The organism is Glutamicibacter sp., from assembly GCF_032154645.1.
In the GTDB taxonomy this organism is placed as follows: domain Bacteria; phylum Actinomycetota; class Actinomycetes; order Actinomycetales; family Micrococcaceae; genus Glutamicibacter.
In genome coordinates, this window is the sequence record NZ_JALDXV010000010.1 from 78,357 (window position 1) to 99,911 (window position 21,555).

General features: G+C 64.7%; 18 protein-coding genes and 1 tRNA gene. 2 read left to right on the forward strand and 17 right to left on the reverse strand.

The window, feature by feature from the left end; all coding sequences use genetic code 11:
• Nucleotides 1-40: 40 nt before the first annotated feature.
• From RUH64_RS10350 to RUH64_RS10365, 4 genes are all read right to left on the reverse strand, one after another.
• Nucleotides 41-586 carry a dihydrofolate reductase family protein gene (locus RUH64_RS10350; protein WP_313813169.1) on the reverse strand — a complete coding sequence of 182 codons (546 nt, stop codon included), beginning with the start codon at nucleotides 584-586 and terminating at the stop codon, nucleotides 41-43.
• Nucleotides 587-649: 63 nt separating this feature from the next.
• Complete coding sequence (locus RUH64_RS10355; RefSeq protein ID WP_313813171.1) at nucleotides 650-898, reverse strand: hypothetical protein; 249 nt, start codon at nucleotides 896-898, stop codon at nucleotides 650-652.
• Entirely contained in the window at nucleotides 895-2,160 is a 1,266-nt protein-coding gene (locus RUH64_RS10360) for an inorganic phosphate transporter (protein WP_313813173.1), read from the reverse strand. Before RUH64_RS10360 ends, RUH64_RS10355 begins: the two co-directional genes overlap by 4 nt.
• Nucleotides 2,161-2,464: 304 nt before the next feature.
• Entirely contained in the window at nucleotides 2,465-3,082 is a 618-nt protein-coding gene (locus RUH64_RS10365; RefSeq protein WP_313813176.1) for a response regulator, read from the reverse strand.
• Between the two features lie 189 nt (nucleotides 3,083-3,271).
• On the opposite strand from RUH64_RS10365, the gene RUH64_RS10370 reads away from it, so the two are divergent.
• A tRNA-Leu gene (locus RUH64_RS10370) sits at nucleotides 3,272-3,353 on the forward strand.
• Nucleotides 3,354-3,631: 278 nt separating this feature from the next.
• On the opposite strand, the gene pyk is transcribed toward RUH64_RS10370, so the two are convergent.
• From pyk to hisI, 11 genes are all read right to left on the reverse strand, one after another.
• The gene (gene pyk, locus RUH64_RS10375; RefSeq protein ID WP_313813178.1) at nucleotides 3,632-5,143 is read right to left on the reverse strand and encodes a pyruvate kinase; all 1,512 of its coding nucleotides are present in this window, start codon (nucleotides 5,141-5,143) and stop codon (nucleotides 3,632-3,634) included.
• 88 nt (nucleotides 5,144-5,231) lie between these two features.
• Nucleotides 5,232-6,713, reverse strand: a complete 1,482-nt coding sequence (locus RUH64_RS10380) for a glutamate synthase subunit beta (protein ID WP_313813180.1) — start codon at nucleotides 6,711-6,713, stop codon at nucleotides 5,232-5,234.
• On the reverse strand, nucleotides 6,706-11,328 hold the full coding sequence (gene gltB, locus RUH64_RS10385; protein ID WP_313813181.1) for a glutamate synthase large subunit: 4,623 nt from the start codon (nucleotides 11,326-11,328) through the stop codon (nucleotides 6,706-6,708). Before gltB ends, RUH64_RS10380 begins: the two co-directional genes overlap by 8 nt.
• 490 nt (nucleotides 11,329-11,818) lie before the next feature.
• On the reverse strand, nucleotides 11,819-12,868 hold the full coding sequence (gene lgt / locus RUH64_RS10390; RefSeq protein ID WP_313813213.1) for a prolipoprotein diacylglyceryl transferase: 1,050 nt from the start codon (nucleotides 12,866-12,868) through the stop codon (nucleotides 11,819-11,821).
• A gap of 8 nt (nucleotides 12,869-12,876) precedes the next feature.
• Nucleotides 12,877-13,683 carry a tryptophan synthase subunit alpha gene (gene trpA, locus RUH64_RS10395; RefSeq protein ID WP_313813182.1) on the reverse strand — a complete coding sequence of 269 codons (807 nt, stop codon included), beginning with the start codon at nucleotides 13,681-13,683 and terminating at the stop codon, nucleotides 12,877-12,879.
• On the reverse strand, nucleotides 13,684-15,000 hold the full coding sequence (gene trpB / locus RUH64_RS10400) for a tryptophan synthase subunit beta (RefSeq protein WP_313813183.1): 1,317 nt from the start codon (nucleotides 14,998-15,000) through the stop codon (nucleotides 13,684-13,686).
• 108 nt (nucleotides 15,001-15,108) lie between these two features.
• On the reverse strand, nucleotides 15,109-15,933 hold the full coding sequence (gene trpC / locus RUH64_RS10405) for an indole-3-glycerol phosphate synthase TrpC (protein ID WP_313813184.1): 825 nt from the start codon (nucleotides 15,931-15,933) through the stop codon (nucleotides 15,109-15,111).
• Nucleotides 15,934-16,182 carry an HGxxPAAW family protein gene (locus RUH64_RS10410; RefSeq protein WP_313813186.1) on the reverse strand — a complete coding sequence of 83 codons (249 nt, stop codon included), beginning with the start codon at nucleotides 16,180-16,182 and terminating at the stop codon, nucleotides 15,934-15,936. It abuts the gene before it with no gap.
• Between the two features lie 145 nt (nucleotides 16,183-16,327).
• Nucleotides 16,328-16,921 (reverse strand): Trp biosynthesis-associated membrane protein, encoded by a 594-nt coding sequence (locus tag RUH64_RS10415; protein ID WP_313813188.1) that lies wholly within the window; start codon nucleotides 16,919-16,921, stop codon nucleotides 16,328-16,330.
• Nucleotides 16,922-18,490 (reverse strand): anthranilate synthase component I, encoded by a 1,569-nt coding sequence (locus RUH64_RS10420; RefSeq protein ID WP_313813189.1) that lies wholly within the window; start codon nucleotides 18,488-18,490, stop codon nucleotides 16,922-16,924.
• Nucleotides 18,491-18,580: 90 nt separating this feature from the next.
• The gene (gene hisI / locus RUH64_RS10425) at nucleotides 18,581-18,982 is read right to left on the reverse strand and encodes a phosphoribosyl-AMP cyclohydrolase (RefSeq protein ID WP_313813191.1); all 402 of its coding nucleotides are present in this window, start codon (nucleotides 18,980-18,982) and stop codon (nucleotides 18,581-18,583) included.
• 136 nt (nucleotides 18,983-19,118) lie between these two features.
• Between hisI and RUH64_RS10430 the strand changes: the two genes are divergently transcribed.
• Entirely contained in the window at nucleotides 19,119-19,760 is a 642-nt protein-coding gene (locus RUH64_RS10430; RefSeq protein ID WP_313813214.1) for a TIGR03085 family metal-binding protein, read from the forward strand.
• A gap of 91 nt (nucleotides 19,761-19,851) precedes the next feature.
• Here the strand turns inward: RUH64_RS10430 and hisF are convergent, their stop codons facing one another.
• Both hisF and hisG read right to left on the reverse strand, forming a co-directional pair.
• Nucleotides 19,852-20,622 (reverse strand): imidazole glycerol phosphate synthase subunit HisF, encoded by a 771-nt coding sequence (gene hisF, locus RUH64_RS10435; protein WP_313813193.1) that lies wholly within the window; start codon nucleotides 20,620-20,622, stop codon nucleotides 19,852-19,854.
• 17 nt (nucleotides 20,623-20,639) lie between these two features.
• A complete protein-coding gene (gene hisG, locus RUH64_RS10440; protein WP_313813194.1) occupies nucleotides 20,640-21,488 on the reverse strand; it encodes an ATP phosphoribosyltransferase in 849 nt (282 codons plus the stop codon).
• Between the last annotated feature and the right edge of the window lie 67 nt (nucleotides 21,489-21,555).

The window sequence follows — 21,555 nt, forward strand, 5'->3', positions numbered from 1 at the left end:
GGGTTCGCCCAGGCTGACGGACACCGCCAGTGCGGGGCGGCTACCCCACCGTGTAGCGGCTGACGACGACGTCTCGACCGAGGTCTTCAATTTCAAGCCCTGCCAGCTGCGTGGCTACGCCTCGGCCGAAGATATTCGCTCCGTCGCCCAAGAGCACCGGCACCGTCACCAGCACCAGCTCGTCGAGCAGCCCTGCCTGCACGAACCCGCCAGCCAGGTCCGCGCCGCCGACGATCCAGACATCTCCGACGGAGGCGCTGCGCGCGATGTCCTTGCTCCAGAAGCCGATCTCTCCGCGGATGAAGGTCAGGTCCGCCCCGGGCACCGTGGGCAGCTCATGGTGCGTGAAGACCCAGACCGGCTTGTCCCCGTAGGCCCATTCAAGTTTGCCCTCGGCCACGTCGCGGGCGATGTTCTCATAGGTCTTGCCGCCAATCACCACGGCCCCAATGGTGCTGAAGAACTGCTGGAAATGTTCCTTCACCGCCGGCAGCTGGGCAAAAGGCTGGAGCCAATGCGCGTCCCCATCCCGGTCTGCGATAAAACCATCGATGGAGGCACCCACGTAGTACTTGAAGCTTGTCATGGCTCTAGTCTAGGGGTGCCTCCATCTCAGGCAATATTCAGTTGGCGCTGGTGCGCCAAATCGCTAGTGGCTTGAGGAGAACCCTAGGATCGCCTCGGAAAGCTGCGGAACGATCAGGATCACGCCAAAGGCGACGATCAAACCGCACACGGTGAAGCAGGCGTAGGCCCCGGCCTTGTTCAGGCCCGCACTGGTGTCCTCGTCCTTGGCCACCGCCAACAGGCGCACGCCCAGCGAATAGGCTGCCACGATCAGCAGGGCCGCAACCCAGGTGACGATCGCAACGATCAGAAATGCTGTCCAGTCGATCATGCGTTGTCAACCTTCTCTTCTTCGGCTTCCTCGCGTTCGGCCTTGGCGCGCAGCGCCGCCTGCTTGGCCTTTGCTTCTGCCTTCGCCTTGGCGCGGCGTTCCTTCTTGGTGAGGATGTTGACCGCTGCACCCGAATTGTCGATGTCCGAAATGTTCGACTCGTGGTCATGAGGCTGCTTGCGGGAGATCACCCAGATGGTGAGCATTGCCGCCAACCCCAAGACTGCGACGATGAAGAAGCCAACGTTGCCCAGGTGCGTGATCCATGCTGCGATACCGCCGACGACGGCGGCCGCAGGAAGGGTGAAGAGCCAGCCGAGCGCGATGCGACCCGCGGTGCCCCAGCGCACCTCAGCGCCCTTGCGGCCTAGGCCGGAACCGATGACCGAACCGGAGGCGACCTGGGTGGTCGACAGCGCAAAGCCAAGGTGGGAGGATGCCAGGATGGCAGATGCCGTGGAAACCTCGGCGGAGAAGCCCTGAGCCGGCTTCACGTCGGTCAGGCCCGAACCCATGGTCTGGATGATGCGCCAGCCGCCGGTGTAGGTACCCAGCGCAATGGCAAAAGCACATGCTGCGACGACCCAAATATGCACCCCTGAATCGGCATCCTGCATGCCCGAGGCAACAAGTGTCAGGGTGATGATGCCCATGGTCTTCTGGGCATCGTTGGTGCCGTGGGACAGCGCCACAAGCGAGGAGGAGAAGATCTGGCCGTAGCGGAAGCCGCCGCGCTTCGGTGAGGCGCCCGAGGATCGCTTCGTAATCGAGTAGGCAAGCTTCGTACACAGGTACGCGGAGATGCCCGCGATCAACGGGGCGCACAACGCCGGCAGCAGAACCTTCGACAGCAGGACGCTGTAGTTCACCGCGTCGAACCCGGCGCCGACTATAGCTGCGCCGACCAGGCCGCCGAACAATGCGTGCGACGAGCTCGATGGGAGCCCCAGCAGCCAGGTGAGCAGGTTCCAGATCACGGCGCCCATCAGACCGGCGAAGATCATGGCAGGGCCAATGGCTACGCCTGAGCCGCCGGTGGGGTCTTCGTTGATGATGCCGCCGGAGATGGTCTTGGCAACTTCGGTGGAAAGGAATGCACCGACAAGATTCAAAATTGCTGCAAGGGCAACCGCCTTTTTCGGCGAGATTGCCCCGGTTGCGATTGGTGTGGCCATCGCATTGGCCGTGTCATGGAAACCATTGGTGAAGTCGAAAAACAACGCCAAGGCAATGACCAGGACGACGATAAGCGTCAAATCCATTGAATACCAGCCTGAGGGGTCGAACGGCAAGGAAAATTAAGGTGGATCGCTTCCGATCCATGCTGCGAATTGGAGGGGACATTGAAATTGCTGTCAACGCGCAATTTCAATCTTAGGCCTCGAAGGAGGTTCGTCAACGCGTCTACGATGCCAACGAAAGGTTAACGGAAGGTAAACAAGGTAGTCCAAAGCATCCGATTCCCAACAACAGTCATGCAGATCACACGCCGCACGACGCAAAATGTGCGCCAGCCCACATTGGGCTGACGCACAGCGCGCTGGCCGTCGGCGAACCCGAATTGACCTACTTGACCTGATCGATCACAGTCTCGGCGACCTGACGCATGCTCAGGCGGCGGTCCATCGACGTCTTCTGGATCCAGCGGAACGCTTCGGGCTCACTCAGACCCATCTTGGTGATCAACAGGCTCTTGGCGCGGTCCACCAGCTTGCGGGTCTCGAACTGCTCGGAAAGCGAGGAGACTTCTTCTTCCAGTGCACGGATCTCATCGTTGCGGGAAATTGCAATCTCGATGGCGGGCGTCAGGTCGGCGGGGGTGAATGGCTTGACCACGTAGGCCATCGCGCCTGCCTCCCGGGCGCGCTCAACCAGTTCCTTTTGGCTGAACGCCGTGAGCAGGACCACGGGGGCGATGCGCTCCTTGACGATTGCTTCGGCGGCGGTAATGCCGTCCATAACAGGCATTTTCACGTCCATGAGCACCAGATCAGGCTTGAGCTCGCGGGCCTTTTCCAGCGCACTCTGCCCGTTATCCGCTTCTGCGACGACGTCGTAGCCTTCGGAGCGCAGAATTTCGACGATGTCCAGGCGAATCAGCGTCTCGTCTTCGGCGACGATGACGCGGCGGGGTGAGGTAACAGCCTCGGAGGGAATTCTGGTGACTTCTGGTAACTCGCTCATTCGGCGCCGTCCTTCGTTGTAAGAATGCCTGCCAGCATGATGGGCAGTTTTCGGTGGTTTCAAGCGTGAAGCCCCGTTGCCTCAGTTTCGTATCTAAGCCTACTTGCATGTAGTCTTATCTCGGCAAACACGAACGAGGTTCTCGATTAGGAAATCTACGAAACCTCAAGTAGGATAGTCAAAGTGCTCGCCCAAGTGGCGGAATCGGTAGACGCGCCGCACTCAAAATGCGGTATCGAAAGATGTGTGGGTTCGAGTCCCACCTTGGGCACAAAAACGAAATTCGCTGGCATGAACTTTGGTTCGTGCCAGCGAATTTTTTTACCTCACGCCAACGGCGAACATTAGCTTTCCCCACCTGCCGCTGCGGCCGCTGCGTCGGCATGAAATCTGATTTCTTTACCCCGAGACGTCCCCGGATGCTCGCTGCCACTGGATTAACGCCAACACCCGCCCATCGGACTCCTAGGGAAATCCGATGGACGGGTGCTGCACATTCACCGTGCCGGACGGTCCGCGAGGGACGCCGGCTGGGCGGACGGCGGGTGGTTACAGGCTCTTGGTTGAGGAGACGTGTTCCTCATCCCATGGGCCCACGGTTTCGCGGGCAGGCATCGGCTTGCCGTCGACCAGCTGGCCGGCGTCGGCAAGGTCGCCGACCTTGTGCACGCGCAGCGAGTTGGTGGAACCGGCCTGTCCCGGAGGGGAACCGGCCGCGATGCAGACGATGTCGTTGAGCTCGGCCAGGCCTTCGGAGAGCAGCGCCTCGTCAACCTGGGCAGTCATCTTGTCGGTGTGGTCCGCGTAGGCGACCAAACGGGCCTGGATACCCCACATCAGGGTCATGATGTTGTAGGTCTGCTGCAGCGGCGTAAACGCCAGCACCGGCTTCTTCGGGCGCAGACGCGAGAGGCGTCGAGCCGAATCGCCGGACTGGGTGAACGCGACGATGTACTTAGCGTCGAGCTGATCCGCGATCTCCACAGCGGAGCGCGTGATAGCGCCGCCACGGGTCTTCGGCTTGGAGAGCAGGCGAGGGATGCGGTCCAGCCCGTGCTCCTCGGTGGAAGCGATGATGCGGGACATGGTCTCTACGGTCTGAACCGGGTAGGCGCCCACGGAGGTTTCGCCGGAGAGCATGACCGCGTCGGCGCCGTCGAGCACCGCGTTGGCGCAGTCCGATGCCTCGGCGCGGGTAGGGGTCGGCGACTCGATCATCGACTCCAGCACCTGGGTGGCGACGATGACCGGCTTGGCCCAGCGGCGGGCAAGTTCAACTGCACGCTTCTGCACCACTGGAACCTCTTCCAGCGGCAGTTCTACGCCCAGATCGCCGCGGGCGACCATGATGGCATCGAAGGCGTTGATGATTTCTTCCAGTGCCTGCACTGCCTGCGGCTTCTCAATCTTAGCGATGACCGGCACACGGCGGCCTTCTTCGTCCATGATTTCGTGCACGCGGGTGATGTCGGTGGCGTTGCGCACGAAGGACAATGCAACCATGTCAACCCCTGCGCGCAGGGCCCAACGCAGGTCGTCCTCGTCCTTTTCGCTCAACGCAGGCACGTTCACGGCAACGCCCGGCAGGTTGATGCCCTTGTTGTTGGACACCTCTCCGCCCACGACGACCTCGGAGCGCACCGAAGTTTCGGTGACCTCTACTGCCTTGAGCTTGACCTTGCCGTCGTTGACCAGCAGGAAGTCACCCGGCTGTACGTCTTGCGGCAGGCCCTTGAAGGTGGTGCCGCACAGGTTGCGGGTGCCTTCGACCTCTTCGACGGTGATGGTGAATTCTTCACCGGGCTCAAGGATGTACTTCGCATTGTCCTTGAAGCGGCCCAAACGGATCTTCGGGCCCTGTAGGTCGGCAAAGACGCCGACAGCGCGGCCGATCTCTGCGGCCGCATTGCGCACATTCGCCAGGGACTGTGCGTGCATGGAGTGGTCTCCATGGCTCATGTTCAGTCGGGCGACGTCTACGCCCGCCTTCAGTACCGCTACGGTGTTCTCATAGCTCGCCAGGGAAGGGCCCCAGGTCGCCACAATCTTTGCGCGTCTCATTCCGTCAGCCATATGCCTTTCATGTAAACCTTAGGCAAAATGCGGCCCATCCATGGTGGTGGATGTGCCGCATTCAAGCCTTTGACACTCAAATGATGCTGATGGCCCTATCGGTTGGAGCTACCGGAGCGGGTAAGCTGGTCGATCCGGTGAGGAACTTGTCCACCGCGGCGGCGCAGGCGCGGCCTTCGGCGATCGCCCATACGATTAACGACGCTCCCCGTCCGGCATCTCCAGCGACGAACACCGACTCGGCGTTGGTCATGTAGTAGCCATCTCGGGCGACGTTGCCCAGGTTGTTGAATTCGGTACTGACCTGTTCATCCAGCCCGGAATCTTCCGGACCGGTGAACCCGAGGGCAAGCAAAACCAGATCCGCCTTGATGACGCGTTCGGTTCCAGGCTTCGGGAGGCGCTTGCCAGCAACAAATTCTGTCTCTGCCACTGTAACACCGATCACCTTGTTCAGGTTATTTGCGTCGCGCGGATCGCCGTCCGAGACGAAATTCACTGTCGATGCCAGGTAGCTGCGTTCGCCGCCTTCCTCATGCGAGGACTGCACCTCGAAGAGCACTGGCATCATCGGCCATGGATGGTTTTCGCTGCGTTCGGTTCCCGGCTGTTTGCCGATGGCCAGCGTGGTCACCGAGGCGGCTCCCTGGCGCAGCGCGGTGCCGATGCAGTCCGATCCGGTGTCGCCTCCGCCGAGGATCACCACGTGTTTGCCCGCCGCGTCGATGCCGCGTTCCTCCTTCAGCCCCGCCACCACGCGGTTGTTCTCAGTGAGGAACTCCATCGCGTGGTGCACGCCGTTCAGCTCGCGGCCCGGAACCGGCAGGTCGCGCGGCACCGAAGCGCCCGTGGCGATGATCACCGAGTCGTAGTCTCGGCGCAGCGCGTCCCAGGTGATATCCGTGCCGATCTCGATGCCGGTGCGGAAGATGGTGCCTTCGGCTTCCATCTGTGCCAGACGCCGGTCGACGATCTGCTTTTCCAGTTTGAAATCCGGAATGCCGAAGCGCAGCAGGCCGCCGATGGCCTCATCGCGCTCATAGACCGCGACGGTGTGACCTGCGCGGGTCAGCTGCTGGGCTGCGGCAAGACCCGCAGGGCCTGAGCCGACAATGGCCACGCGGTACTCGGTGTGGCGTTCTGGCGGGCAGGGTACGAAGTCCCCGGCGTCCATCAGGTGCTCGGCAAGCTCCGCCTCCACCTGCTTGATGGTCACCGCCGGCTGGTTGATGCCCAGCACGCAGGAGGACTCGCAGGGGGCCGGGCACAGCTTGCCGGTGAGCTCCGGGAAGTTGTTGGTGCTCAGCAGGCGGGCCGCGGCGTCGTCCATCCGATCCTTGTAGACCAGATCGTTGAACTCCGGGATCAGGTTGCCCAGTGGGCAGCCGTTGTGGCAGAAGGGTACGCCGCAGTCCATGCAGCGCCCGGCCTGCTGGCGCAGCGTGCCGTTCTGCTGGCGCTCAACCACTTCCCGGTAGTCCATGAGCCGGATCGGCACCGGCCGCTTGGGTTGGATGACCCGTTCGGTCACCTTCAAGAATCCTCGTGGATCAGCCACGGGTCACCTCCAAAATTTTGCTCCATACCTGCGGCGAGTCCGGGTTTTGGCCGTTGGCCGCTGCCTCGGCGCGCAGCTGTTGCACCGCGGCGAAATTGCGCGGGGTCAGGCTGGTCAGTCGTGTGCGGGTGTGCTCCCAATCGAGCACCAGGCGCTGGGCCAGCGGCGAGGCGGTCATCGCAATATGCTCGGTGAGCAGCCCGAAGATCTTTTCAGCTTCCGACTCATCGATGCCGCGGATGGCCAGGTCGTCGCCGGCTACCGCCAGCGGGTTCAGCGTGGCCGGGTCGAAGTCCAGCACCCAGGCGGTGCCGCCGGAGAAGCCGGCGCCGAAGTTGCGGCCGGTGGGCCCCAGGATCAGCACCTGCCCCCCGGTCATGTACTCGCAGCCGTGCTCCCCGATGCCCTCGACCACCAGGGTGGCTCCCGAGTTGCGTACGGCGAATCGCTCGCCGACCTGTCCGTTGATGAACAGCTGTCCGCTGGTGGCGCCGTAGCCCACCACGTTGCCGGCGATGACCTGCTCTTCCGGCCTTGACTCGGTGCGCTGCGGCGGATGGATCGCGATCCGCCCTCCGGACAGGCCCTTGGCGACATAGTCGTTCGCGTCGCCCGACAGGCTCAGCGTGATGCCCGCCGGGAGGAAGGCACCCAGCGACTGGCCGGCCCGACCGGCCAGGTTGACCTTGATGGTGTCGGGCGCGAGTTCGTCGAGCCCGAAGGTCTTGGTCACGTGGTGTCCCAACAGCGTGCCCACCGAGCGGTCGGTGTTGACGATGTCAGCGTCGATGGCCACGGGAATCCGGTCGGCCAGGGCGGGCGCGGCGGCGGCCAGCAGCTTCTGGTCGAGGTGGCCGCCCAGCCCGTGGTCCTGGCTGATGCGCCGGGTGCGGGCCGCCAGCGGTGCGTCGGGCACCGTGGTGATGGCTTCCAATGCCAGCGCGGTGACCTTCTGGTGGGCGGCCAGCTGCGTGTCGGAAACCTTGAGCATCTCCACCTTGCCGATGACCTCTGCCAGGGTTCGGGCGCCGAGCAAGGCGAGCAGTTCGCGGACTTCCTGGGCGAGGAACTCGAAGAAGTTCACGACGAATTCCGCCTTGCCGGTGAAGCGTTCGCGCAGCAGCGGATTCTGCGTGGCCACGCCCACCGGGCAGGTGTCCAGGTGGCATACGCGCATCATGATGCAGCCTGAAACCACCAGCGGGGCGGTGGCGAAGCCGTATTCCTCGGCGCCGAGCAGGGCGCCGATGAGCACATCGCGCCCGGTTTTCAACTGGCCGTCCACCTGCACGGTGACGCGGTCGCGCAGCCCGTTGAGCAGCAACGTCTGCTGTGCCTCGGCCAGGCCCAGCTCCCAAGGGGTGCCTGCGTGCTTGAGCGAATTGATCGGCGAGGCGCCGGTGCCGCCGTCGTGCCCGGAGATCAGCACCACGTCGGCCTTGGCCTTGGCCACACCGGAGGCAACGGTGCCGATGCCGGATTCGGAGACCAGTTTCACGTGCACGCGGGCGCTCGGGTTGGAGCACTTGGCGTCGTGGATCAGCTGGGCCAGATCCTCGATGGAGTAGATGTCGTGGTGCGGCGGCGGCGAGATCAGCCCGACGCCCGGGGTGGAATGGCGGGTCTTGGCGATCCACGGGTAGAGCTTTTCGCTCATCAGCTGCCCGCCCTCGCCGGGCTTGGCGCCCTGGGCCATCTTGATCTGGATGTCGTCGGCGTTGGACAGGTACAGGCTGGTCACTCCGAACCGTCCGGAGGCGATCTGCTTGATCGCGCTGCGCCGTTCAGGGTCCAGCAGGCGTTCGGGGTCCTCGCCGCCCTCGCCGGTGTTGGACTTGGCGCCCAGCCGGTTCATCGCGATGGCAAGGGTCTCATGGGCCTCGGCGGAGATCGAGCCGTAGCTCATCGCGCCGGTGGAGAAGCGCTTGACGATCTCGCTGACCGGCTCCACCTCATCGATGTCGATCGGGGTGATGCCCTCGGTGTCGAATTCCAGCAGACCGCGCAGGGTCTTCAGCTCTGCTGCATGGTCGTCGACGGCGCGCGTGTACTCCTTGAAGACGTCGTAGCGGCGGGTACGGGTCGAATGCTGCAGCCTGAAGACAGTTTCCGGGTTGAACAGGTGCGGCGGGCCCGAACGGCGCCACTGGTACTCTCCCCCGGTTTCAAGTTCGTTCTCCTGGGCGCCGCCGGCAAGCTGCGGGTAGGCGCGGGCGTGCCGGGAGGCGACCTCGTCGGCGATCGTTTCCAGTTCAATGCCCGAGAGCTTGGAGGTGGTGCCGGTGAAGTACTGGTCGACCACGCGCGTTGACAGCCCGACGGCCTCGAAGGTCTGTGCGCCGCAATAGGAGGAGACCGTGGAGATGCCCATCTTGCTCATGATCTTCAGCAGCCCCTTGCCCAGGGCCTTGATCAGGTTCGCGGCGGCCTTGGCCCCGCTCACGCCGGTCAGCTCCCCGCGTTCTGCCATTTCTTCCACGGTTTCCAGCGCCAGGTAGGGGTTGATGGCGCTGGCGCCGTAGCCCACCAGCAGGGCGATGTGGTGCACCTCGCGGGCGTCGCCCGACTCGATGATCAGCGACACGCGGGTGCGCATGGAGCTCTTGAGCAGGTGGTGGTGCACGGCGGAAGTCAGCAGCAGCGACGGAATCGGCGCCCAGGCGGCCGAGGAGTCGCGGTCCGAAAGCACGATGTAGCGCACACCGCGGTTCACCGCGGCGGAGACCTTCTCGCAGATTTCCTGCAGCCGGGCGCGCAACTCCGACTCCCCGCCGGCCGGGCGGTACAGGCCCCGGACCTTCAGCGTCTGCTTGGCCCCGGTGTGATCGCGCAGGTTGGCGATCTTTGCCAGCTGGTCGTTGGTGAGCACCGGGTATTCAAGCTCGATGTGCTGCTGTTCGACCCGATCGGCGGCCAGCAGGTTGCCGTCCGGGCCGATGGAGGTGCCCAGCGAGGTGACCAGCTCCTCGCGGATGGCATCCAGCGGCGGGTTGGTGACCTGGGCGAAGGACTGGGTGAAGTAGTCGAAGAGCAGGCGCGGGCGCTGCGACAGGGCGGCGATGGGGGTGTCGGTGCCCATGGCTGCCAGCGGCTCTGCGCCGGCGGCGGCCATCGGGGCGAGGATCACGCGCAGCTCTTCGGTGGTGTAGCCGAAGGTCAGCTGGCGCAGGTGCACCGAGGCGGAGGTGTGGCGCACGTGCTCCAGGGCCGGGTAGTCATCCAGCGACTTCAGGTTCTGCGCCACCCAGTCACGCCACGGCTTGGCGGCGGCCACCCGGGTCTTGATCTCGGCGTCCTGAATGATCCTGCCGGCTTCAAGGTCGATGGCGAACATCTTGCCCGGGGCCACGCGGCCCTTGGAGATGATGTGCTCCTCGTCGACGTCGATCACGCCCACCTCGCTGGCAAGCACCACCAGGTCCTCGTCGGTGACCCACCAGCGGGCAGGGCGCAGGCCGTTGCGGTCAAGCACCGCGCCGGCGGTGTCCCCGTCGGTGAAGCAGACGGCGGCCGGGCCGTCCCACGGCTCGATCAGCATCGACTGGTACTGGTAGAAGGCGCGCAGGTCCGGGTCCATGGCCGTGTCGTTTTCCCAGGGCTGCGGGATCATCATCATGATCGCCTCGGTCAGCTCGCGCCCCGAGAGCATGAGCAGCTCCGCGACCTCGTCGAAGGAGGCCGAATCCGAGGCTCCGGGGGTGCAGATGGGGAAGAGCTCTTCGGGGACCTCGCCGAGCACTGGGGATGCCAAGGTGGACTGGCGGGCGCGCATCCAGTTGCGGTTGCCCTTGACCGTGTTGATTTCGCCGTTGTGGGCGATGGTGCGGAAGGGCTGGGCCAGCGGCCAGGAGGGGAAGGTGTTGGTGGAGAAGCGGGAGTGCACAATGGCGCAGCGCGTGGCGAAGCGCTCCTGGGACAGGTCCGGGTAGAACGGTTCGAGCTGCGCGGTGGAGACCATGCCCTTGTAGACGATGGTGCTCGATGAGAAGGAGGCGAAGTAGACGCCGATCTTGTTTTGGGCGCGGCGGCGGATGCGCCAGGCGGCGGCGTCCAGCTCCCGGGTGGCGCGCTGGTCAGCCGGCGCGGCGGACGGTGCGATGAAGAACTGGGTGATGTGCGGCATGACGGCGCGGGCCGAGGCGCCGATGACCTCTTCGTTCACCGGGACATCGCGCCAGCCCAGGACCTGCAGGTCCTCTTCTGCGGCCAGTGCTTCAAGCTCTTCGCGCGCCGCGCGCAGCTCGGATTCTTCGGCGGGCAGGAAGCCCATGCCCACGGCGTAGCCGCCGGCGGCCGGGAGGGGGAAGTCGACGACGGAGCGCAGGAAGGCGTCGGGCAGGTGCAGCAGGATGCCGGCGCCGTCGCCGGTTCCCTCATCCGCGCCGATGGCGCCTCGGTGCTCCAGGCGGCGCAGTGCGGTCAGTGCGTGGCCGACGATGTCGTGCGAGGCGGTGTTGTTCAACGAGGCAATCATCGCCAGGCCGCAGGCGTCCTTCTCCGCGGCGGGATCGTAGAGCCCCTGGGCCGGCGGGATGGAGGAAAAGCGGGTGTAGGGCGAGGCTGCTCCCCCGCCAGAATCGGGCGAGGCGTTCAGCTGTACTCCGGTCATGCTCATGAGCGTGCCTTTCAAACTTCTGGTGGGAAAGGCAGTCCCGTGGCTGTGGCTGGCTGAACTGTTGATCGTCCGCCGCCGGCGGGCGGCGGGCACGAGGCGTCAGATGTCTTAGGGACGAACTTTCCCACCTCATTGTGGTCTGCCGCCGCGTTGCGCAGGATCCTGTCGGGTGAGGAATGCGTTCGGCGGCGTGGCTCACACACTACGGGGAGTTTGTTTCTTTCAGGCACGCAGTTTTGTTTCGACGAGGTTAAAAGCTGTGCGCGGTCCGCTCGATCAGCCGGGGCCGGCCGCCTGGCCGACGGCTAAAAATCCGCTTTATGCACGGCGGATGGAGTTTTCACAATGTTTCAAACATGTTGCGGGAGGTTTCACGCGGTAGCCGAATTATTTAAATTGTTTCGCGTGGCCGCGGGTTTTTAACATGCCACAGGGGCCGGTTCGCGGTGAACCGGCCCCTGTGGGATCTGATGTTGGGGCGTTCGGCTGGCTAGCCGTCGCCGCGCGGCGATGTGCCCTGCGGTGGATCCTTAGGATCCTTGGGCTCCTGATCCGCGGCCTCGCCCGGTGCGGCCCCTGTGTTCTCAGCGTCATCGTCCTTCGCGGAAGCGTCGGCGGATTTCGCCTCGGGCGCTGGGGGCACCGCCGCCGGCTCCCGACCTGGCAGGTAGATCGAGTTCTGATTCTGCGGGCGCAGCACCGTAAGCACGTAGATCAGCGCCAGCGTACCTAAGAGCACCAGTCCGACCGCGAACCACTGGTGGATGCGCAGCGACAGCGGGCCGATGGTGATGATCGCCGCCGGGTCGAGGCGCAGCGATTCGGTGAAGGTGCGGCCGATGCCGTACCAGATCACGTAGCACCAGAACAGGGCGCCGCGGCGCAGCTGGAATTTCTTGTCCAGCCCGATCAGCACGAAGAAGCCGAGCAGATTCCAGATGGACTCGTAGAGGAAGGTCGGGTGGAACAGCGTGTCAGCCGGCAGACCGGCCGGGAAGTTGTAGCTGTTCGGGTCGATCTCAAGACCCCAGGGCAGCGTGGTGGGTGCACCGAAGAGCTCCTGGTTGAACCAGTTGCCCCAGCGTCCGGCCATCTGCGCCAGCAGCACGCCGGGAGCCGCCGCGTCGGCGAAGGCCGAAAGCCTCACTCCTGCTCGTCGGCAGCCAATCCATGCACCGACCGCACCCAGGGAGATGGCTCCCATGATGCCCAGCCCGCCTAGCCACAGCTGCGGGATCTCGATCCAGTGCTGCTGCTGTCCGTTGAGCCCAAAATAGTACTCCGGGTCGGTGAACAGCACGTGGTAGAGCCGGCCGCCGACGATGCCGAAGGGAATTGCCCAGATGACGATGTCCCAGAGCATGTCCGAGTTGCCGCCGCGGGCCTTCAGCCGCCGGTTGGTCACCCACAGCGCCAACAGGATGCCGAGCAGGATGCACAGCGCATAGGCGTGAACCGTCAGCGGGCCGACGGAGAATTTGGAGAACTCCGGCGGCGGGGACGGAATGGAAGCGGGGACCGCCAGGGCGAGGGCTGCCATGCCAGACACTAGGCGAGTTCCTTGTTCGACGGAGCCGCCGCACCGGAGAGTTCCGCGGCCAGGGCACCGACGGCGGCCACCGCACCGTCGCGCAGGGCGGCGACCAGTGCGGTGCCGACGATCACGCCGTCCGCGTAGGCGCCAATTTCCTCCACGTGTTCGCGGCGGGAGACGCCCAGGCCGACGCAGGCGTTTTCCGCGCCGGCGGCATGGGCCGCGTCGACCACTGCCTGCGCCGCGGAGGACACCTCGGCGCGGGCTCCGGTGACGCCCATCAGCGAGACGCAGTAGATGAAGCCGCTGGAAACGTCCACGGTGCGCTGTACGCGTTCGGGGGTGGAGGACGGTGCGATCAGGAACACGCGTTCAAGATCGTACTTTTCGCTGGCCGCCAGCCATTCGGCCGCCTCTTCGGGCACCAGGTCCGGGGTGATCAGCCCGGCACCGCCGGCGTCGGCGAAGCGGCGGGAGAACTCATCCACACCCATGCGCAGCACCGGGTTCCAGTAGGTCATGACCATCACGGCGGCGTCGGTGCGGGCGGTGATGCCCTCGACGATCTCGAACACATCCGCCACGCGGAAGCCATTCGCCAGCGCCTGCACGGTGGCGGCCTGGATGACCTCGCCGTCCATCACCGGGTCGGAGTACGGGATGCCGATCTCGATGATGTCCACGCCGTTTTCGGCCAGCGCGACGGCTGCCTCGATGCTGGTCGGGACGTCCGGGAAGCCTGCGGGCAGGTAGCCGATCAGGGCCGGGCGGCCCTCGGCGCGGGCCGCGGCAATTTTCTGGGCGCTTGTCACGCGGGTCATCTACTTCTCCTGTGCTTTCTGCGCGTCGGTTCCGGTGATTTCGGCGTCGGCGGCGCCGGGTTCGATCATGTTGAACCAGGCCGCGGCGGTGCCCACGTCCTTGTCGCCGCGGCCCGAGAGGTTCGCGATGATGATGGTTTGATCAGGCACGGCGCCGTCGGCGACCAGCTTCTTGGCCAGGCGGATGGTGCCGGCCAGTGCGTGGGAGGATTCGATCGCCGGCAGGATGCCCTCGGTGCGGCACAGCGCCTTGAACGCGTCCATGGCCTCGGTGTCGGTGACCGGCTCGTAGGTGACGCGGCCGATGTCGGAGAGGAATGCGTGCTCCGGGCCGACTCCCGGGTAATCCAGGCCCGCGGAGATGGAGTGCGACTCGATGGTCTGCCCGTCCTCGTCCTGCATCAGGTAGGACTTCGCGCCGTGCAGCACGCCCGGGCGGCCCAGGGTGATGGTGGCCGCGTGGCGGTCCGTGTCCACGCCGTCGCCGCCGGCCTCAAAGCCATACAAGGCGACGTCCTTGTCATCAAGGAAGCCGTGGAAGATGCCGATGGCGTTCGAGCCGCCGCCGATGCACGCGGTGACCGCGTCCGGCAGGCGGCCGGTCTGCGCAAGGATCTGCTCGCGGGCTTCCTCGCCGATAACCTCGTGGAAGTAGCGGACCATGGCAGGGAACGGTGCACCGCCGGCCGCGGTGCCCAGCAGGTAGTGGGTGTTTTCAACGTTGGCCACCCAGTCGCGCAGCGCCTCGTTGATCGCATCCTTCAGCGTCTGGGAGCCGACGGTCACCGGGATCACGGTGGCGCCGAGCAGCCGCATGCGGGCCACGTTCAACGCCTGGCGGCGGGTGTCCTCGGCGCCCATGTAGACCACGCACTCCAGGCCCATCAGGGCCGCGGCGGTGGCGGAGGCGACGCCGTGCTGACCCGCTCCGGTCTCCGCGATGATGCGGGTCTTGCCCATGCGCTTGGCCAGCAGCGCCTGGCCGAGCACGTTGTTGATCTTGTGGCTGCCGGTGTGGTTCAGGTCTTCGCGCTTGAGGAAGATGCGCACACCGTCGCAGTACTGTTCGGAAAAGCGCTTGGCCTCGGTCAGCAGCGAGGGGCGTCCGGAGTAGTTCTTGTTCAGGTCCTTGACCTGGGCGATGAATTCCGGGTCCTTCTTGGCTGCCTCGAAGGTGGCGTTCAGTTCGTCCATGGCGGCCATGAGGGATTCGGGCATCCATCGTCCGCCGTACGCGCCAAAGTATGGGCCGCTGGCGTGGCGCAGCGACTGCTCGTCGATCGAGCCGGTGTCTGCGGAGTTATCCGGTGTGCTCATCGATTCCCTCTTTTCTTCAACGAAATATTGTTCGTGGTAGATTTCGTGCCCCGCAAGATGCTTCCTGCGGGGCACGAAATGTGGTTCCTGCGCGGTGCCAGCCTGTGCTTAACGCTGTGGCTTGACCGCGGTTCCTGCCGTAATGAATGCCGCGACCGTGCCGCGCGGGTCGTCGTGCTTGACCAGAGCCTCCCCGACCAGGATGGCGTCGGCTCCCGCTGCGGCATATCGCTCGACCTGCACCGTAGATTCGACCCCTGATTCGGCGACGAGCACCGCGTCTGCCGGCAGCAGCGGGGCGAGCTTCTCGAAGTTCGCCGGGTCGACATCCAGGGTCTTCAGGTTGCGCACGTTCACGCCGATGATCTTCGCACCGGCGGCCGCCGCACGGGCGATTTCTTCCTCGGTATGCGTCTCCACCAGGGCGTTCATGCCCAGCTCATGGGTCAAGTCTAGGAAAGATGCAAGGTGCTGATCATCCAGGGCCGCAACAATGAGCAACACGAGGTCTGCACCGTGGGCGCGGGCCTCGTAGATCTGGTAGGCGTCGACGGTGAAGTCCTTGCGCAGCACCGGGATGTGCACTGCTGCACGCACCGCATCCAGGTCTTCCAGCGACCCTCCGAAGCGGCGGGCCTCGGTGAGCACCGAGATCACGCTGGCTCCCCCGGCCTGGTATTCGGCTGCCAGCGCCGCCGGTTCCGGAATGTCAGCCAGCGCGCCCTTGGACGGGGACTTGCGCTTGACCTCGGAAATGACCCGCAGCGTGGTATCGCGCTGCGCGGCGTCGGCATTGCCGCCCAGCGCCAGGTAGGCGTCGATCGCCGGGGCGGCTGCAAGTGCCTGCTCTTTAATCTGCTCTAGTGGCAGATGTGCACGGCGGGCGCCCAGGTCTTCCCGGACGCCCGCGATGATGTCATCAAGTACGCTCACTTAGTGCGATGCTCCGCTGCGAGCTCCACCCACGCCGAATCCTGCAAGCTTCAGGATGAATCCGACGACTAGGCCCAGCGCCATGATGCCGCAGCCTACCCAGAAAATGGACCAGGCCAGGTTGGCGAAGGCGATGCCTGCGACGACGGAGCCGACCAGCATGATGCCGACCAGGGCCCATGCAGCGATGGAGTTACCGTGGCCAATCTGCTCGTTGTAGACCGGATCGATCTCGGTGTTCTGCGACATTGCTCGATGTCTCCCTTTTCTAGAGGTAGGTATCTTGCACGGGTGCGATGCGCCCGGCGGATGATCTGTTTGTTTCTATTCTGCCACCAGTTTTCACTTCAGACCTATTTCTGGCCCCACCGTGTCCACGTGACGGCGCGATTTGCTAGTCTTTTTGGCCCTCGGTCGGGTCTTCACCGGCGGAGAACTGCTCCCAGTCAGCGATATTGCGCGAGGAGGCGTCCTTGGGCGCAGCGGCCTTGGAACCTGTTTCGCGGGCGTACTTATCTGCCTTCACCGCCCAGCTCCGGGAGAAGACCAGCACCAGCACCGCCTGGAGCACGATCAGCACGCCGCCGATCACCGCGATGGTCGGCCAGAAGGTGACGGTGTAGTCGCCGGCGTTCTGCGCCAGCCCGGTGGCCTTGGATACCGCGGCAAAGGAGGCCGTTTGCGGGTTGGCCATCGCCGCGGCGCCGGAGGCCACCACCGCGACACCGGCCAGCAGGCAGATCGCGCCGATGATGTAGCGGGCGATCTTTCCGGCGATCAGCAGCGCCAGCGATCCTGCCAGCACCGCGATGGATACGGCGGTGATGGCCGGCGCCGCTGAGGCTCCGTCGACCACGATCTGCGGGATCTGCACGGTGCTTGACTGCACGTCGACGGTGATCCAGGTGCGGGTCGCCGACCAGAGGCCGATGATTGCACCCAGGGCCCCGAAAAGCGCTAGGTTGCGGGCGGTGGTGAGGTGTTTCACTTAAAGTTCACCTGATTCGGTGTCGGTGGTGTGGGCGGCGCGCATTGAGGAAGCGGCATACACCGCACGCAGCGGGGCCGCCGCCTTGTTCACGGTTTCCAGGGCCTCGTCGGCGAACTTTGAATCGTTGACGATGCCTCCGCCGGCCTGCACGTAGGCGCGGCCGCCCTTGAGTAGCGCCGAGCGGATGGCGATGGCCATGTCCATGTCCCCGGCGAAGTCCAGGTATCCGACGACGCCGCCGTAGATGCCGCGGCGGTGCGGTTCATACTCGTCCAGCAGCTGCAGGGCGCGCGGCTTCGGCGCCCCAGAAAGGGTGCCCGCCGGGAAGGTCGCCGCGAGCACGTCGTAGGCGTCGACGTCTGCCCTGGCCTTGCCCACCACGTTGGAGACCAGGTGCATGATGTGGCTGAAGCGCTCCACCTCCATGAACTGGGTGACCTCCACGGTACCGGCCTGGCAGACCTTTGAGAGGTCATTGCGCGAGAGGTCCACCAGCATCAGGTGCTCGGCGCGTTCCTTCTCGTCGTTGACCAGCGACTTTTCATGCAGCTGGTCCTCCTCGTAGTTCGCACCGCGCGGCCTGGAGCCGGCGATCGGGTGGGTGACCACGTGGCCGTCGTTGACGGTTACCAGCGCCTCGGGCGAGGAGCCGACGATCTGGAAGGGCTCGCCGTGTTCGTCCACGAAGTTAAACAGGTACATGTACGGGCTCGGGTTGGTGGCGCGCAGGACCCGGTAGACGTCCAGGGCGTCGGCCTGAGTTTCCAGCTCGAAGCGGCGCGAAACCACGATCTGGAACACCTCGCCGTCGACGATGGCCACCTTCGACTTGGCCAGCGCGTCCAGATACTCGTTTTCATCCCAGGAGTGGGCGACGGTGCTCATGAGCTCTTCGCGGGGCACGTCGGTGCCAGTCAGGATGGTCGCGGCGCTGAACACCGAGGCGTCGAGCTGATCGAGCATCCCCTGCAGGCGGGCCACCGCCGCGTCGTAGGCCTGTTCTGCCCGCTCGTCGCTGTTATCGAAGTTGATGGCGTTGGCGATCAGGGTGACGGTGCCCTCGGTGGCGTCATGCACCGCCATGTCTGCCACGAGGTTCATGCTCAGTTCCGGCAGGTGCAGGTCGTCGGCCGGCGGATTGGGGAGCTTTTCCCAGTGCCGCACGCACTCCCATCCGAGGAATCCAACCATGCCGCCGGTCAGCGGGGGCATGCCGGGGATCGGTTCGGTGTGCAGGGCGCGCACGGTGTCGCGCAGCACTTGAACGCCGACGCCGCCGCTCGGCAGGCCGGCCGGCGGCTGGCCCTGCCAGTACGCTTCGCCGTTGCGGGTGCTCAACGTCGCCGGTGAATTCACGCCGATGAACGAGTAGCGGCTCCACACGCCGCCGGCCGCGGCCGACTCCATGAGGAAGGTGCCGGGGCGTGATGCCGCAAGGGTGCGGTATAGGCCGATGGGGGTCAGCGAGTCGGCCAGGACCGACATGGTCACCGGGATGACGCGGCGCTGGGCCGCCATGGCCAGGAACGCATCGCGGGTCGGGGTAATGGTGCCGAGGGTTTTCATGTATTTCTTCTTCTGTGGCTCGTTGCGGTGCTCTGCTCAAAGCCTCGGGTGGAGGCCCGGGGCGGGCGAAACCAACTGGAACGACAATTCTTAGGCGTCGCGGTGGCCGATGACTGCCGGCAGTTCGCGGCCGGTGAAGCAGGTTTCGGTGCCGGTGTGGCAGGCCGCTCCTACCTGGTCTACCTGCAGCAGCAGCGCGTCGCCGTCGCAGTCAAGCGCCGCGGATTTAACGAATTGGAAGTGTCCAGAGGTGTCGCCCTTGCGCCAGTACTCCTGGCGCGAACGCGAGTAGAAGGTGACGCGTCCGCTGGTCAGGGTGCGGCGCAATGCCTCGTCGTCCATCCAGCCGAGCATGAGGACCTTGCCGGTGTCGTACTGCTGCACGATGGCCGCGAAGAGGCCGTTGGCGTCGTGCTTGAGCCGCGCTGCAATCGCAGGGTCAAGTTCCTGGGATTCGGGCCCCTGATCGGGGCCGTTAAGAGAAGTAGCCATCACCCCAAGCATACTGGTTTCGGCGGCGATGATTCGGCGTGTGACTTGCCCGCGGCACTCGGGCAATTCACAGGCATCCCGACACCGCATGTCGATTGCACCGCTTGCACCCGTTGGCATGCTAATTTCGAGAGTGATGCACCTAGTTCACGCTTCCCGATTGGCGTTGGCCGAGACCTTGCTCGCAGCAGGCCCCAACGCAGCAACCCTGTGCGCCGGATGGGAGAGCCGCCATCTGGCAGCGCACCTTGTTCTGCGCGAAAACACCCTCATTTCGGTGGGAACGGTGTTCAAACCGCTGTCGAAGAAACTCGACAAGAAGATCAACGATCTGGCCGATGCCGCCGAATCCCCTGAACGCTATGCGGCGTTGATCCGCCGCTTCAGGATCGGACCGGTCAAGTACTCGCCCTTCGCCATCGACAAGGTCGACCGCGTGGCGAATTTGACCGAATATTTCGTTCATACCGAAGACGTCCGCCGGGCGCGCAGCCAGTGGGCGCCGCGCATCCTGGACAGGGAATACACCGAAATGCTGTGGCAGTCGCTCACACGCATATCACGGGTGCTCTTCCGCAAATCTCCGGTGGGCATCATCCTCACGCGCCCCGACGGGCAGCGCCATGTCGCCAAGAAGGCACCGAATGCCGTGTCGATTTCAGGTCCGGTCACCGAGTTGATGCTCTACGCCTTCGGCCGGGTGGACCACTGCCTAGTGACCTTCGAGGGCGGGGATTCGGCCCTGGAAATCATCAGGGGCTATAAGCCGGGTCTCTGAGTTCCGCGCAGCCGCAGACATCATTAATACACCAAGGGGAGCAGTTCACCGTTGTGAACTGCTCCCCTTGGGTTTGCTGGGGGCTAACCGCCTAGCGCACCGGATAACCGGCCGCGCGGATTGCCTGCTTCACCTGGGCAATCATATCCTTGGGTCCAAAGTGGAAGATCGAGGCTGCGAGCACCGCATCGGCGCCGGCTTCGATGGCGGGCGGAAAATCCTCGGGCTTTCCGGCGCCGCCCGAAGCGATCAGCGGCACGTTGACCTCGGCTCGCACCGCACGAATCATTTCAAGATCGAAGCCGTCCTTGGTGCCGTCGGCGTCGATGGAATTCAACAGGATCTCCCCCACGCCGCGTTCGGCCGCTTCCTTGGCCCAGGCCACGGCGCAGGTGCCGGTGCCCTTGCGCCCGCCATGGGTGGTCACCTCAAAGCCGGAGGCGATGGAAGGGTCGGTGGTGCGTCGGGCATCCAGCGAGAGCACCAAGACCTGGGAGCCGAAGCGCTCTGTGATCTCGTTGATCACCTCGGGGCGGGCCACCGCGGCGGTGTTGATCGAGGCCTTGTCGGCTCCGTTGCGCAGCAGCCGGTCCACGTCCTGCGCGGTGCGGACGCCGCCGCCCACGGTGAGCGGGATGAAGACCTCTTCTGCGGTGTGACGAACTACCTCATAGGTGGTTTCGCGGTCGGCGCTGGAGGCGGTGACGTCGAGGAATGTCAGTTCGTCGGCGCCGGCTAGGTTGTAACGGCGGGCCAGCTCCACCGGGTCGCCGGCATCGCGCAGGCCCTCGAAGTTCACGCCCTTGACCACGCGGCCGTTGTCGACGTCGAGGCAGGGAATGACGCGGATTGCAACAGACATGTTTTCGGTCTCTTCCCTTAGATGCGGCAGGCGTGGATCTGGCTGACCAGGATGGCGCGGGCGCCGAGGTCGTAGAGCTCGTCCATGATGTTGTTGGTCTGCGACTTCTTCACCATGGCGCGCACTGCGCACCAGTCGGAGTTTGCCAGGTCGGAGACCGTGGGCGATTCAAGGCCCGGGGTCAGCGCACAGGCCTGATCTGCCAGTTCGCGGCGTACGTCGTAGTCAAGCATCACGTACTGGCGCGCCACGAGCACGCCGTTCAGGCGGCGGGTGAGCACCTCGAGTCCAGCCGGCTTGTGTCCCACGCGGCCGATCAAAACCGCCTCGGAGGCGAGCAGCACATCGCCGAAGATTTCCATGCCGGCTGCCTTGATGGTGTTGCCGGTTTCCACCACATCGGCGATCGCATCGGCCACGCCCAGGCGCACCGAGGATTCAACCGCGCCGTCCAGGCGGACCACCGAGGCGTCGATGCCCGACTTTTCAAGGTAGTGGCGCAGCAGCACATCGTAGCTGGTCGCGATGCGCTTGCCGTTCAGCTCGCTCGCGTCGGTGAAGGCGCCCACCGGAGCGGCGAAGCGGAAGGCCGACTTGCCGATGCCCAGTGAGAGCTGTTCCTCGACGTCGTCGTCGACGTCCGCATCCAGGTACAGGTCGCGGCCGGTGATGCCTACGTCCAGGATGCCGCGGCCTACATAGACGGCGATATCGCGCGGACGCAGGTAGAAGAATTCAACTTGGTTGTCCTCGTCCACCAGAACCAGTTCACGCGAATCGCGGCGCTGGAGGTAGCCGGCTTCCTTGAACATGGTGGAAGCGATGTCGGAGAGTGCACCCTTATTGGGCAGGGCTACGCGGAGCATTTTCTAACTCTTTCGGTCAGGGTGGCGCTGCGGCGTGATGCCTAAAACAAGCGCCAAGGAGTGTGTA